The 12,670-nt window shown below is 73.0% G+C and carries 11 protein-coding genes; 8 read left to right on the top strand and 3 right to left on the bottom strand.

Annotated elements, in window-relative coordinates:
* The first annotated feature begins 28 nt into the window (after positions 1-28).
* The 5 genes from QC282_RS08765 to QC282_RS08785 all read left to right on the top strand — a co-directional run bounded on the left by QC282_RS08765 (position 29) and on the right by QC282_RS08785 (position 4,508).
* Positions 29-622 carry a TetR/AcrR family transcriptional regulator gene (locus tag QC282_RS08765; protein ID WP_279548680.1) on the top strand — a complete coding sequence of 198 codons (594 nt, stop codon included), beginning with the start codon at positions 29-31 and terminating at the stop codon, positions 620-622.
* 118 nt (positions 623-740) lie between these two features.
* Entirely contained in the window at positions 741-1,898 is a 1,158-nt protein-coding gene (locus tag QC282_RS08770) for an acyl-CoA dehydrogenase family protein (protein ID WP_279548681.1), read from the top strand.
* A 35-nt stretch (positions 1,899-1,933) separates the two neighbouring features.
* Positions 1,934-2,806, top strand: coding sequence for an acyl-CoA thioesterase II (locus tag QC282_RS08775; protein ID WP_279548682.1), 873 nt, complete (start codon positions 1,934-1,936; stop codon positions 2,804-2,806).
* Between the two features lie 5 nt (positions 2,807-2,811).
* Positions 2,812-3,786, top strand: a complete 975-nt coding sequence (locus tag QC282_RS08780; RefSeq protein WP_279548683.1) for a cation diffusion facilitator family transporter — start codon at positions 2,812-2,814, stop codon at positions 3,784-3,786.
* 26 nt (positions 3,787-3,812) lie between these two features.
* Entirely contained in the window at positions 3,813-4,508 is a 696-nt protein-coding gene (locus QC282_RS08785) for a maleylpyruvate isomerase N-terminal domain-containing protein (RefSeq protein WP_279548684.1), read from the top strand.
* Positions 4,509-4,722: 214 nt separating this feature from the next.
* Here QC282_RS08785 and QC282_RS08790 read toward each other — a convergent pair whose 3' ends face one another.
* Entirely contained in the window at positions 4,723-5,514 is a 792-nt protein-coding gene (locus QC282_RS08790; RefSeq protein ID WP_279548685.1) for a phosphatase, read from the bottom strand.
* A gap of 78 nt (positions 5,515-5,592) precedes the next feature.
* On the bottom strand, positions 5,593-7,374 hold the full coding sequence (locus QC282_RS08795) for a PucR family transcriptional regulator (protein WP_279548686.1): 1,782 nt from the start codon (positions 7,372-7,374) through the stop codon (positions 5,593-5,595).
* Between the two features lie 185 nt (positions 7,375-7,559).
* Between QC282_RS08795 and QC282_RS08800 the strand changes: the two genes are divergently transcribed.
* The 3 genes from QC282_RS08800 to QC282_RS08810 are packed head-to-tail and all read left to right on the top strand — an operon-like array spanning position 7,560 to position 11,744.
* A complete protein-coding gene (locus tag QC282_RS08800; protein ID WP_279548687.1) occupies positions 7,560-9,020 on the top strand; it encodes a sodium:solute symporter in 1,461 nt (486 codons plus the stop codon).
* Between the two features lie 55 nt (positions 9,021-9,075).
* Complete coding sequence (gene speB, locus QC282_RS08805) at positions 9,076-10,056, top strand: agmatinase (RefSeq protein WP_279548688.1); 981 nt, start codon at positions 9,076-9,078, stop codon at positions 10,054-10,056.
* Positions 10,053-11,744 (top strand): thiamine pyrophosphate-binding protein, encoded by a 1,692-nt coding sequence (locus tag QC282_RS08810; protein ID WP_279548689.1) that lies wholly within the window; start codon positions 10,053-10,055, stop codon positions 11,742-11,744. The genes speB and QC282_RS08810 overlap by 4 nt, the downstream gene beginning before the upstream one ends.
* A gap of 88 nt (positions 11,745-11,832) precedes the next feature.
* Here QC282_RS08810 and QC282_RS08815 read toward each other — a convergent pair whose 3' ends face one another.
* A complete protein-coding gene (locus QC282_RS08815) occupies positions 11,833-12,639 on the bottom strand; it encodes an endonuclease I family protein (protein ID WP_279548690.1) in 807 nt (268 codons plus the stop codon).
* Between the last annotated feature and the right edge of the window lie 31 nt (positions 12,640-12,670).

The following is a 12,670-nucleotide window of genomic DNA, read 5'->3' on the forward strand; positions in this document are numbered from 1 at the left end:
GCTAACCTCCCTGTCTAGAATTGCGGACATGACCACGAGAACCGACGCCCCCACCCGTCGCGAGCAGATCCTCAAGGAGGCCGCCCGGCTGTTCGCCGAGCGCGGCTTCCACGGCGTCGGAGTCGACGAGATAGGGGCCGCCGTGGGCATCAGCGGACCCGGTCTCTACCGGCACTTCGCGGGCAAGGATGCGATGCTCGCCGAGCTGCTGGTCGGCATCAGCGGATCGCTGCTGACCGGCGGCAAGCGGCGGGTGGCCGAGTCGGCGGGCGACCCGGAGGCGGTCCTCGACTCGCTCATCGAGGGGCACATCGACTTCGCGCTCGACGACCGCCCGCTCATCACCCTGCACGACCGCGAGCTGGACCGCCTCCGGGACACCGACCGCAAGCTGGTCAGGCAGCTCCAGCGGCAGTACGTCGAGCTGTGGGTGGAGGTCGTCCGGGAGGTGTACCCGGCCCTGGGTGAGCCGACGGCCCGCTCGGCGGTCCACTCGGTGTTCGGCCTGCTCAACTCGACCCCGCACCTGGGCCGCCCGGCCTCCCTGCCGGGGCGCGGCGCGACGGCCGAACTGCTGCACCGGATGGCCCGGGGTGCCTTCGCCGCGGCGGGGGCCCGCTGACGGCGGTACGAGTGACGAGGGTTACGCCGCCCCCGGTCTGGACGGCGCTCCCTACTCGCCGGTACCTTGAGATCTGAGCAAGCGCTTAGACATGGCCGAGGTACGTGGAGGTGGCGGCGTGCGCCGTACGGTGTTCAACGAGGATCACGAGGCGTTCCGGGAGACCCTTCGCGCCTTCATCGAGGCCGAGGTCGTCCCGGTCTACGACGAGTGGTTCGCGGCCGGTCAGGCGCCGCGCGAGTTCTACTACAAGCTCGGCGAGCTGGGCGTCTTCGGCATCAACGTGCCGGAGGAGTTCGGCGGCGCGGGCATGGACAGCCACAAGTTCGAGGCCGTCCTCTACGAGGAGACCGCCCGCGCGGGCGTCCAGTTCGGCGGCTCCGGCGTGCACGTGCTGCTCGCCCTGCCCTACATCAAGATGCTGGCCACCGACGAGCAGAAGAAGCGCTACCTGCCGAAGTTCGTCACCGGCGAGGAGATGTGGGCCATCGCGATGACCGAGCCGGGCACCGGCTCCGACCTCGCGGGCATGAAGACCACCGCCAGGCTGAGCGAGGACGGCACGCACTACGTCCTCAACGGCGCCAAGACCTTCATCACCGGCGGCGTCCACGCCGACAAGGTCATCGTCTGCGCCCGCACCTCCGCGCCGACCGCCGAGGACCGCCGCTTCGGCATCTCCCTGTTCGCCGTGGACACCAAGTCCGAGGGCTACTCGATCGGCCGCAAGCTGGACAAGCTGGGCCTGCGCACCTCCGACACCGCCGAGCTCGCCTTCGTCGACGTCAAGGTGCCCGTCGAGGACCTGCTCGGCGAGGAGAACAAGGGCTTCTCCTACCTCGGCCACAACCTGGCCTCCGAGCGCTGGGGCATCGCCTTCGGCGCCTACGCGCAGGCCAAGGCCGCCGTCCGGTTCGCCAAGCAGTACGTCCAGGAGCGCACCGTCTTCGGCAAGCCGGTCGCCCACTTCCAGAACACCAAGTTCGAACTGGCCGCCTGCCAGGCCGAGGTGGACGCCGCCGAGGCCGTCGCCGACCGCGCGACCGAGGCCCTCGACGCCGGTGAGCTGACCCCCGCCGAGGCCGCCAGCGCCAAGCTGTTCTGCACCGAGGTCGCGCACCGCGTCATCGACCGCTGCCTCCAGCTGCACGGCGGCTACGGCTACATGAACGAGTACCCGATCGCCCGCCTGTACGCGGACAACCGCGTCAACCGCATCTACGGCGGCACCAGCGAGATCATGAAGACGATCATCGCCAAGGACATGGGCCTGTAAGGCCCGCGAAAAGATTGACCGGTACGACTGACCCCATGAGTCAGGCACTTGAGGACCTGCTCGATCTGCTCGACCTGGAGCGGATCGAGCAGGACATCTTCCGCGGCCGGTCCCGGTCCGCCGTGGTCCCGCGCGTCTTCGGCGGACAGGTCGCGGCCCAGGCCCTGGTCGCCGCCGGGCGCACCGTCCCCGAGGACCGCCTCGCGCACTCCCTGCACGCGTACTTCCTGCGGCCGGGCGACCCGGGCGCGCCCATCGTCTACAACGTCGACCGCATCCGCGACGGCCGGTCCTTCACCACCCGCCGCGTCGTCGCCGTCCAGCACGGCAAGCCGATCTTCGGCCTGTCGGCGTCCTTCCAGACGTACGAGGAGGGCCTCGACCACCAGGCGCCGATGCCGTCCGCGCCCGACCCGGCGACGCTGCCCACCTCCGAGGAACGGCTGCGGAGCTACCCGCACCTCGACCCGGACACCGTGGAACGCTTCGTGGAGGCGCGCGCGGCGGTCGACCTGCGGTACGTCGAGGACCCGCCGTTCGGCCGGTTCGGCGCGCCGCGCGAGCCGCACTCGCAGGTGTGGTTCCGCACCAACGGCAAGCTCGCGGACGACCCCCTGCTGCACGTCGTCCTCGCCACCTACGTCTCCGACATGACGCTGCTGGACTCGGTGCTGCTCGCGCACGGCCGCGGCGGCTGGGCCGTCGGCGACGTGGTCGGCGCCTCACTGGACCACGCCATGTGGTTCCACCGCCCGTTCCGCGCCGACGAATGGCTGCTCTACGACCAGGAGTCGCCGTCGGCGCACGGCGGGCGCGGGCTCGGCCAGGCCCGCATCTACACGCAGGACGGCAGGCTCGCCATCTCGGTGATCCAGGAAGGCGTGATGCGCGTTCCTCGGGAACACTGAGGGGCATGGCCGAAGATCCACAGGCAGCTGGGGGCGGCGACGAGAGCACCTTCACGGTGATCGTCGCCGCCCTCGCCAATCTCGGCATCGCGCTCGCCAAGGCCGTCGCCGGAGTGCTCAGCGGGTCCAGCGCGATGCTGTCCGAGGCCGCGCACTCGGTGGCCGACACCGTCACCGAGGTGCTGCTGCTGACCGCCCTCCGACGCGGCGGGAAACCGCCCGACGACGACCACCCCCTCGGCCACGGCGCCGAGCGCTACCTGTGGGCGCTGCTCGCCGCCGTCGCGACCTTCGTCGGCGGCGCCGTGTTCTCGCTGTACGACGGCGTCCACAGCCTCGTCACGGGCGAGGAGCCCGGCGACCCGCTGGTGGCGTACGTCGTCCTCGCCGTCGCCTTCCTGCTGGAGAGCCTGTCGCTGCGGACCGGTCTGCGGCAGGCGCGCGGTCAGGCGGGCCGCCTGCACGTGCCCTTCCGCCGCTATCTGCGGCGCACCGCGGACACCGCCGTGAAGGCCGTCGTCCTGGAGGACACCGCCGCCCTGATCGGCCTCGTCCTGGCCGCGGGCGGACTGCTCGGCGGGCAGCTCACCGGCTCCGGCGCGTTCGACGGCGCCGCGTCCCTGTGCATCGGCGTCCTGCTGCTGTACGTCGCCTGGGTGCTCGGCCGGTCCAACGCCGAACTCCTCATCGGGCGGGCCCTGCCCCGGGCCGCGCGCGAGCGGATCCGGGCGGAACTGCTGGCGGTGGACGACATCGAGGCCGTACTGGAGCTGACCACGCTGGTGCAGGGACCGCGGGCCGCCCTGGTCGCCGCGAGGGTCGACTTCCGGGACGGGGCGAGCGCCGCCCAGGTCGAGTGGGCCTGCGAGCGGGCCGAGCAGCGGCTGCGCGAGGCGTTCCCGATGGTGCGCCGCGTGTACCTGGACCCGACACCGGGGTGGGGGCAGCGGCGCTCGGAAGGGCTGAATCCCTGGCCGTGAGTGGTTTGTTCGCGTTGGATGGCGGTATGGACGCCACTGCCGCCACGACCGTCACCGGTGAGACCTGGAACCCGCGCGGCGCACGGGTCCGGGATGCCTTCCTGGACGCCCTGCCCCTGGCCGTCGGCCTGCTCGCCGAACCGGCCGTCGCCGCCGCGTGGGACGGACCCAGCGCGCTGAAGGACTTCGGCGTCCGGGGCCTGGCCGGGCACACCTTCTGGCAGGAACTGGCGCTGCCGGGGCTGCTCGCCGAACCGCTGCCCGCCGAGCCCGTGATCCCGCTGCGCGAGTACTACCTGGACCGCGTGATCTGGCTGGACGCCGGCGCCGACGGGGACGTCTCCGTCCGTATCCGCGCGGGCGGCGAGGCGACGGCCGCCGACGGGCACGCGGCGCTGCTCACGCGGGTCCGGGAAGCGGCCGGGCGGCTCGCCGCCGAACTCCCCGGCCTGCCCGCGGAACGGCCCGTGCGCATGCCGTCCTGGGGCGACTGGTCCCTCGAACTCGACGACTTCCTGCTCACCCGGCTGCTCGAACTCGTCGTCCACGCCGACGACCTCGCGGTGAGCGCCGGCCTGCCCACCCCGGCGTTCCCCGAGCACGTGACCGCCCCGGCGATCGAGCTGCTGACCCGCCTCGCCGTCCGCCGGCACGGGACGACGGGTGTGATCCGGGGCCTGGCGCGTGCCGAGCGGGCTCCGGAGTCCATTGCCGGTATCTAGAGCCGTCGGGCCGTCGGGAGCACCTGACCGGCCCGCTCGGAATCTGTCCGGCCCGCTCGGAACCTGTCCGGCCTGTTCGGAGCGTGTCCGGCCCGTTCGGCGCCGGTGTGGCCGGTGGCGCCGGTGTAGCCCTTCGGGCCCGTCCGGCCGACCGGAGTCCGTCCGGCCTCCGGCCCGTCCGGCCCGTCCGGAGTTCTCCGGAGCGCGCCCGTGCCTACGCCGTGAGGCCGGCCTCCGACAGCAGGTACGCCGTCATCGGGTCGTAGTAGCGCGGGCTCACCACGTGGTCGTCCAGGGGGACCGTCACCTGCACGGTGCCCTCGGCCTCGGCGAGGAACAGGGCCGGGTCGTTGCAGTCCGCGTAGCCCACGGAGTCGACGCCGTGCTGCCCGGCGTAGCCCGCCCAGCCGTGGTCGGCGACCACCAGGTCGGGCAGCGGGCGGCCCTCGCGCTCCAGGCCGGTGAGGATGGCCCTCATCGGCTCGCCGGAGTGCGTGTGCCACAGCGTGGCGCCGTGCTCCAGCACCGCCACGTCCGCGAACTGCATGACGTATCCCTCGTCCGTGCGCAGCCCTTCCGGAATCACCACGATCTCGCAGCCCGCGGCGCGCAGCGCGGCGGCCGTGGCGCGGTGCACGTCCAGCAGGCCGCCGGGGTGGCCGGTCGCGAACAGCACGCGCTGGCCGCCATCCGCCGCCTTGCGCAGCCGGCCCGCCATCCGCTCCAGTCCGTCCACGGTCAGCTCGGGGTCGATGGTGTCCTGCCCGTACCGGTGCTCGGGGTCGTCGCTGACGCCGACCCGCTCGGCCATCACCGCGAGGACGTCCTGCTCGTCGCTCCAGCGGTCACCGAGTTCCAGGCCGAGCCAGAAGTTGCGGTCGCCGTTGGCCAGTTTCCGGTAGTGCGAGAGGTTGTTCTCGCGCGGCGTGGCGACGTCGCCCGCGATACGGGTCCTGACGAGGTGTTCGACGAGTTCGGCGCGGTTGGGTGTCCCGGGTATCGGCATGGCTCCCATTGTGAGGCAGGCAACTGCGGCAGACCCCGGTGTCCCGCACGCTGGGACGCGGGTCACTGTTCCGGCCGGTCACACCTGCCGCAGGGCGAACCACAGCTCCATCCGTACGTCCGGGTCGTCCAGGTCCGCCGCCAGCAGCGTCGCGCACCGGGCCACGCGCTGGCGCACGGTGTTGCGGTGCACGGACAGGGCGACCGCGGTGCGGTCCCAGCTGCCGTGCAGGGAGAGCCAGGTGCGCAGCGTCTCGGTGAGCGCGGGCGTGGTGGCGATCGGCGCGAGCAGGGCGCGGGCGTGCGCCTCGGCCTCGTCCGGCGGGACCAGGGCGGCCAGGCCCGCGCGGTCGCCGTGCCGGGCCAGGGCCGTCCGGGTGGCGCGGGCCCGGCCCAGGGCACGGGCCGCCTGGGTGTCGGCGGCCGGCAGGTCGTGCGGGCCGACGGCGCCGCTCACGCCGAGCGTCCAGCCGGGTTGCGGGCGCGGTTCCGGGCCGGGCGGGAGCACGACCCGTACGGCGTCCCGGCCCAGGTCGACCAGCGGGGAGCCGAGGGCGGCGCCCAGCGCGGAGGCCGCGACGGCGTCGGGGGCGGCGGCGGTGGCGGGGCGGGCGTGCACGACACGCCACCGCCCGCTCACGGCGCCGCCTTCGTGGCTGTGGCCCGGGCCGTCCCCGCCACCTTCGCCTGCACCCTCGCCTTCACCCTCGCCGAGGAGCGGTGCCACGTCCTCGGGCCGGGCGCCCAGCAGCAGCCGTACGAGGGCCGAGGAGCGGGCCGCGCCGGTGCCGCTCTGGTGCTCGCCGGTCAGCAGGGACAGCAGCACGGCGGCGACGGAGGCGATGGTGTGGTCCCCGGCCTCCCGCTGCGGCGCGACCACCCCGAGCACGAACCCCTGCCCGGCGCCGAGGGAGTACGCCGCGAGATGACGGCCGGCGACGGTGTCGGTGGCGGAGGCGGGGGTGGGCGCGGGGACCGGTGCGGGGCGGCGGGGGCCGTCCGGGCCGGTGCCCGGCGGTGTCTCGGCGGGGGAGCCGGGCGTCGTCGCCGGTGAGGCCGCCTCCGGGGTCCGGCTCCGGCCGGGCAGTGGGCGTACCACGCGCGTCAGTTCCGCCAGTGCCCGCCGCGTCCGCTCGTCCGCCGGGCGGCCCGCCGCCGCGATCTCCGTGCCCTCCGGGCCGTACAGCACCGCCCGCCCGCCCAGGCGCCGGGCCAGCTGCCGCAGCACCGACGGCACCGGGTCCGGGCGGGACGCGGCCGCCGCCAGGCTCTGCTGCGCCTCCGTGACGCGCCGCAGCTCGGCCAGGCGGGCCTGGGCCATCAGCTGCCAGACCGCGCGGGCCACGCCCGAGAACGTGGTCTGCGGCGGCACCTCCAGCAGCGGCAGCCCGTGTCGCTCGCAGGCCTCGACCAGGGCCCGCGGCACCGTGTCGTGCACCGGCGCCACACCGAACCCGAGAGCCGCGCCGCCCGCCGCGACGATCCGGGCGACGTAACCGTCGAAGTACTCCGCCAGGCCCCCGCCCGCACCGGAGCCGGCGGCGCCCCCGTCGCCGCCCGCAGCCTCCGGGACGTGCCCGCCCGCCGCCCCCGGGACGTGCCCGCGCGCCGCCCCCGGGACGTGCACGCCCGCCGTCAGCAGCAGCTCGCCGCCCAGCAGATACGGGTAGGGGTCGGCCATCTCCGAGGTGTGCGCCCAGTGGATCGCGACGCCCGGGTCGTCCGGCCCGGCGATCCGGCGCAGCCCCAGGTCCTCGCGGGCCAGCAGGGCCGACAGCGGCACGGCCGGCGTGGGCGGTACGGCGAGGGCTGCCGGGACCGCCGGGGCGGTCGGGGCCGCCGGGGTCACGGGGTCCGGCATGGTGGATGTTTCCTCCATCCCGTTCGGTGCGAGTGGATGAAACGTACACTTCGCAGTCGCTTTCCGGCCACCTAAGGTCGGTCCGGACCGGCGGCCGCGGGTACGGGCGGATGTCCCCGCGATGAGCACCGGCGACATTCCCACTGCACGACACGCCACCGAGAAGTGCGCGAAGGAGGCCCCCCATGGCCGTCGACTACATCGTGATCGTCGTCTATCTGGCCGGCATGCTGGCCATGGGCTGGTGGGGCATGCGCCGCGCCAAGTCCAAGAGCGAGTTCCTGGTGGCGGGCCGCCGTCTCGGCCCGGGTATGTACTCCGGCACCATGGCCGCCATCGTCCTCGGCGGCGCGTCCACCATCGGCGGCGTCGGCCTCGGCTACCAGTACGGGCTGTCCGGCGCCTGGATGGTGTTCACCATCGGCCTCGGCCTGCTCGCCCTCTCGGTGTTCTTCTCCGCCCGCATCGCCCGCCTGAAGGTCTACACCGTCTCGGAGATGCTGGACCTGCGCTACGGCGGCCGGGCGGGCGTCATCTCCGGTGTCGTCATGTGGGCGTACACGCTGATGCTCGCGGTGACGTCGACCATCGCGTACGCCACGATCTTCGACGTCCTCTTCGACATGAACCGCACCCTCGCGATCGTCCTCGGCGGCTCGATCGTCGTCGCCTACTCGACGCTCGGCGGCATGTGGTCGATCACGCTCACCGACATGGTGCAGTTCGTCGTCAAGACCATCGGCGTGCTGCTCCTGTTGCTGCCCATCGCGGTCGTCAAGGCCGGCGGCTTCGGCGAGATGAGGGCGCAGCTGCCCACCGAGTACTTCGACCCGCTGGGCATCGGCGGCGAGACGATCTTCACCTACGTGCTGATCTACACGTTCGGCATGCTCATCGGGCAGGACATCTGGCAGCGCGTCTTCACCGCCGGCAGCGACCGGACCGCCAAGTGGGGCGGCACCGTCGCCGGCACCTACTGCCTCGCCTACGCCGTCGCGGGCGCCGTCATCGGCACGGCCGCCAAGGTGCTGTACCCGGACCTCGCCAACGCCGACGACGCCTTCGCCACCATCGTCAGGGACGAACTCCCCATGGGCGTGCGCGGTCTGGTGCTGGCCGCCGCCCTCGCCGCCGTGATGTCGACGTCGTCGGGCGCGCTCATCGCCTGCGCCACCGTCGCCAACAACGACATCTGGGCGCGGCTGCGGGGCGTGATCCGGCCGTCCGACGAGGTGCACGACGAGGTCAGGGGCAACCGCGTCTTCATCCTCGTCATGGGCGTCGGCGTGATCGGCACGGCGATCGCCCTCAACAACGTCGTCGAGGCGCTGACCGTGGCGTACAACCTGCTCGTCGGCGGGCTCCTCGTGCCGATCCTCGGCGGGCTGCTGTGGAAGCGCGGCACCGCGCAGGGCGCGCTGGCCGCCGTCGTCGTGGGCGGCGGCGCGGTGATCGGCCTGATGGCGGCCCACGGCATCCTCGCCAACCAGCCGATCTACTACGGCCTGCTCGCGTCGCTCGCCGCCTACCTCGTCGTCTCCCTGGCGACCCGGCCGACCGACGCGGCCGTCCTCGCCGCCTGGCGCGAACGTCTCGCCGGGCGCGACCCCGAACCCGTGTCCGAAACCGTCCCGGCTCCCCAGTAGAGTCGGAAACCAAGCAGTACATACGCGACGAAGCGTAGGAAAGAAGGCATTCCTGATGAGCAGCAACGAGACACCGCGCGGCCCCGTCGACTCCTCCCGCGTGCCGCGGTACGCCGGCCCCGCGACCTTCGCCCGGCTGCCCCGCCTGGACGAGGTCGGCACCGCCGACGTCGCCGTGGTGGGCGTGCCGTTCGACTCGGGTGTCTCGTACCGGCCGGGCGCCCGCTTCGGCGGCAACGCGATCCGTGAGGCGTCCCGGCTGCTGCGCCCCTACAACCCGGCGCAGGACGCCTCCCCGTTCGCCCTCGCGCAGGTCGCGGACGGCGGCGACATCGCCGTGAACCCGTTCAACATCAACGAGGCCGTGGACACCATCGAGGCGGCGGCCGACGACCTGCTCGGCACCGGCGCCCGCCTGATGACGCTCGGCGGCGACCACACCATCGCGCTGCCGCTGCTGCGCTCGGTCGCCAAGAAGCACGGCCCGGTCGCGCTGCTGCACTTCGACGCGCACCTCGACACCTGGGACACGTACTTCGGCGCCGAGTACACGCACGGCACCCCGTTCCGCCGGGCGGTGGAGGAAGGCATCCTCGACACCGAGGCGCTCTCCCACGTCGGCACGCGCGGCCCGCTGTACGGCAAGCAGGACCTCACGGACGACGAGAAGATGGGCTTCGGCATCGTGACGTCGGCCGATGTGATGCGGCGCGGCGTGGACGAGATCGCCGACCAGCTCCGCCAGCGCATCGGCGACCGCCCGCTGTACATCTCCATCGACATCGACTGCCTCGACCCGGCCCACGCGCCCGGCACCGGCACCCCCGAGGCGGGCGGCATGACCTCCCGCGAACTGCTGGAGATCCTGCGCGGGCTGGCATCCTGCAACCTGGTGTCGGCGGACGTCGTCGAGGTGGCACCCGCCTACGACCACGCGGAGATCACGTCGGTGGCGGCCTCGCACACGGCGTACGAACTGACGACGATCATGTCCCGCCGGATCGCGGCGGCGCGCGAGGAGAACGAGGGCAAGTGACCCACGACCACGACCTGGAGCTCCGTCCCACGCCGGCCCAGACGGAGGCCGCGCTGAATCCTCCCCCCGGCCGCAACGGCGGAGACCTGGTCGTGGAGACGCTGGCCGGGCTCGGCGCGACGACCGTGTTCGGGCTGCCCGGCCAGCACGCCCTCGGCATGTTCGACGCGCTGCGCCGCTCGGACCTGCGGTACGTCGGCCTGCGCGTGGAGAACAACGCCGGGTTCGCGGCGGACGCGTACGGCCGGATCACCGGCGAGGCGGCGCCGCTGCTGCTGTCGACGGGGCCGGGCGCGCTGACGTCCCTGGCGGCGCTCCAGGAGGCGGCGGCGGCCTCGGCCCCGGTGCTGGCGATCAGCAGCCAGGTCCCGACGGCGGGCCTGGGCGGGGGCCGGCACGGCTACCTGCACGAACTCCCCGACCAGGCGGCCTCGTTCCGGGGCGTGGTGAAGTCGGTCCACACCGTCCGCACCCCGTCCCAGATCCCGTCCGCGATCGCGGCGGCCTGGAAGTCGGCGCTGACGGCCCCGCACGGCCCGGTGTGGGTGGAGATCCCGCAGGACGTGCTGCTGACCGGGACGTCCCTGCCGGTGGTCACGGCCCTGGACGCGACCCCGGAGGAACTGCCCCCGCGCCCGGAACTGACGGCGCTGGCGGCGCACTTGCTGTCCTCGGCCTCCCGCCCGGCGATCATCGCGGGCGGGGGAGTGGTCCGCGCGGACGCGTCGGGCAAGCTGCGGCAGCTCGCGGAGAAGCTGTCGGCCCCGGTCGTGACCACCTTCGGCGGCAAGGGCGCGTTCCCCTGGACGCACCCGCTGTCCCTGCAGTCCTGGCTGGAGGACCGCCACACGACGGATTTCCTGGAGGACGCGGACGTACTCCTGGTCATCGGCTCGGGCCTGGGCGAACTGTCCTCGAACTACCACACGTTCAGGCCGCGTGGCCGCGTCATCCAGATCGAGGCGGACCTCGGCAAGCTGGAGTCCAACCACCCGGCCCTCGGCATCCACGCCGACGCGCGCCTGGCGCTCCAGGCCCTGCTGGAGACGGTGGAGCCGAGGCGGGACGAGACGGCACCGGACCGGGTCCGGGACCTGCTGGCCAAGGTCGCCGCCCGCATCGCCTCCCAGGAACTCACCCTGGAACAGGACGTGCTGGCGTCCGTCCGCAGGGCGCTCCCGGCCGGCTCCCCGTCCTTCTGGGACATGACGATCCTGGCCTACTGGGCGTGGTCGGCGTTCGACGCCAAGGCCCCCAACACGATGCACTCGGGGCAGGGCGCGGGTGGCCTCGGCTACGGCTTCCCGGCGGCCCTCGGCGCGGCGGTCGCCGACCCGACCCGCCCGGTGCTGGCGGTCTCGGGCGACGGCGGCGCGCTGTACTCGGTCGCCGAGCTGGCCACGGCCCGGCAGTACGACCTGAACGTCACCTGGCTGATCGTCGACGACGGCGGCTACGGCATCCTGCGCGAGTACATGACGGACGCCTTCGGCGAGGCGACGGCGACGGAACTGACCCGCCCGGACTTCGTGGCCCTGGCGGAGTCCTTCGGGGTACCGGGGACGCGTACGGCTCCGGAGACCCTGGAGACGGACCTGGCGAAGGCGCTGGCGTCACCCGGCCCTTCGGTGGTGGTGCTCCCGGCGGTACTGCGGATGTTCGCGGCGACGCATCTGGGCGACGGCTGAACGAAGGTGACCGGTCGGCCCACGCGGTGGGTGGCCCCGCCGGGCTCCGTGCGAGGAAGGAACCCGGCGGCCGCCGTTCCCGGTGGTGCTACCAGATCGACTCGACCCACTCCGGGTGGTCGATGAACGGGTTGCGGTTGTGCTGGTAGCGGTCGTAGATGACCTGGTTGCGGCGCTCCTCGAAGGCGTCCGGCGGGTCCTCGACGTTCCACTGCTTCAGGACCGACAGGCGCCCGTGCAGCGGCGAAGTGCCGTTGGTGACCGAGTCGTTGGGCTCCAGGTCGGGCCAGCTGTCGTCGCCCTCGTAGCGGACGGCCATGTAGAGGATCATGCGGGCCACGTCGCCCTTGACGGCGTCGCGGGGCTCGAAGGAGTTCGAGTCGGTGAGGCTGCCGCCGGAGTTGGTGAAGCTGCTGCCGCCGTTGTCGAAGTCCTTGTTGCCGCGGATGCTGTTGACCTGGACGTCCTCGGGGCGCAGGTGGTGCAGGTCGGTGCCGGGACCGGTGGTGGTGCCGAAGTCGCCGTGGGACTTGGCCCAGACGTGCTCGCGGTTCCAGTCGCCCAGGTCGCCGCCGTTGAGCGACTTGCTGCGGGAGATGCCCGAGTAGAGCAGCTTGACGTTGTTGGCGTTGGCCGGGTCCTGGTCGGTGACCTTCAGCGCCTCCCAGACCGCCGAGTACGACAGCTTGGTCTGGTCGTCGATGATCCCGTGCAGCGCGGTCTTCAGCTGCGTGCCGGTCTTGCCGATCGCGGGAGCGTAGTACGTGGTGTCGTACGCGGTCGTCGTCGCCCCGGCCGGTGAGGCGGTCAGGGCGGGGACGGTGAGGCCGACCAGGACGGCCGACGTGGCCAGGGCGAGCGTCTTCCAGCGGCGGCGTATGGGTGTCACGGGCATGGGGAGTCCGATCTACGCGGGTTGATGGAGC

The organism is Streptomyces sp. DH24 (assembly GCF_029813775.1).
GTDB lineage: Bacteria > Actinomycetota > Actinomycetes > Streptomycetales > Streptomycetaceae > Streptomyces.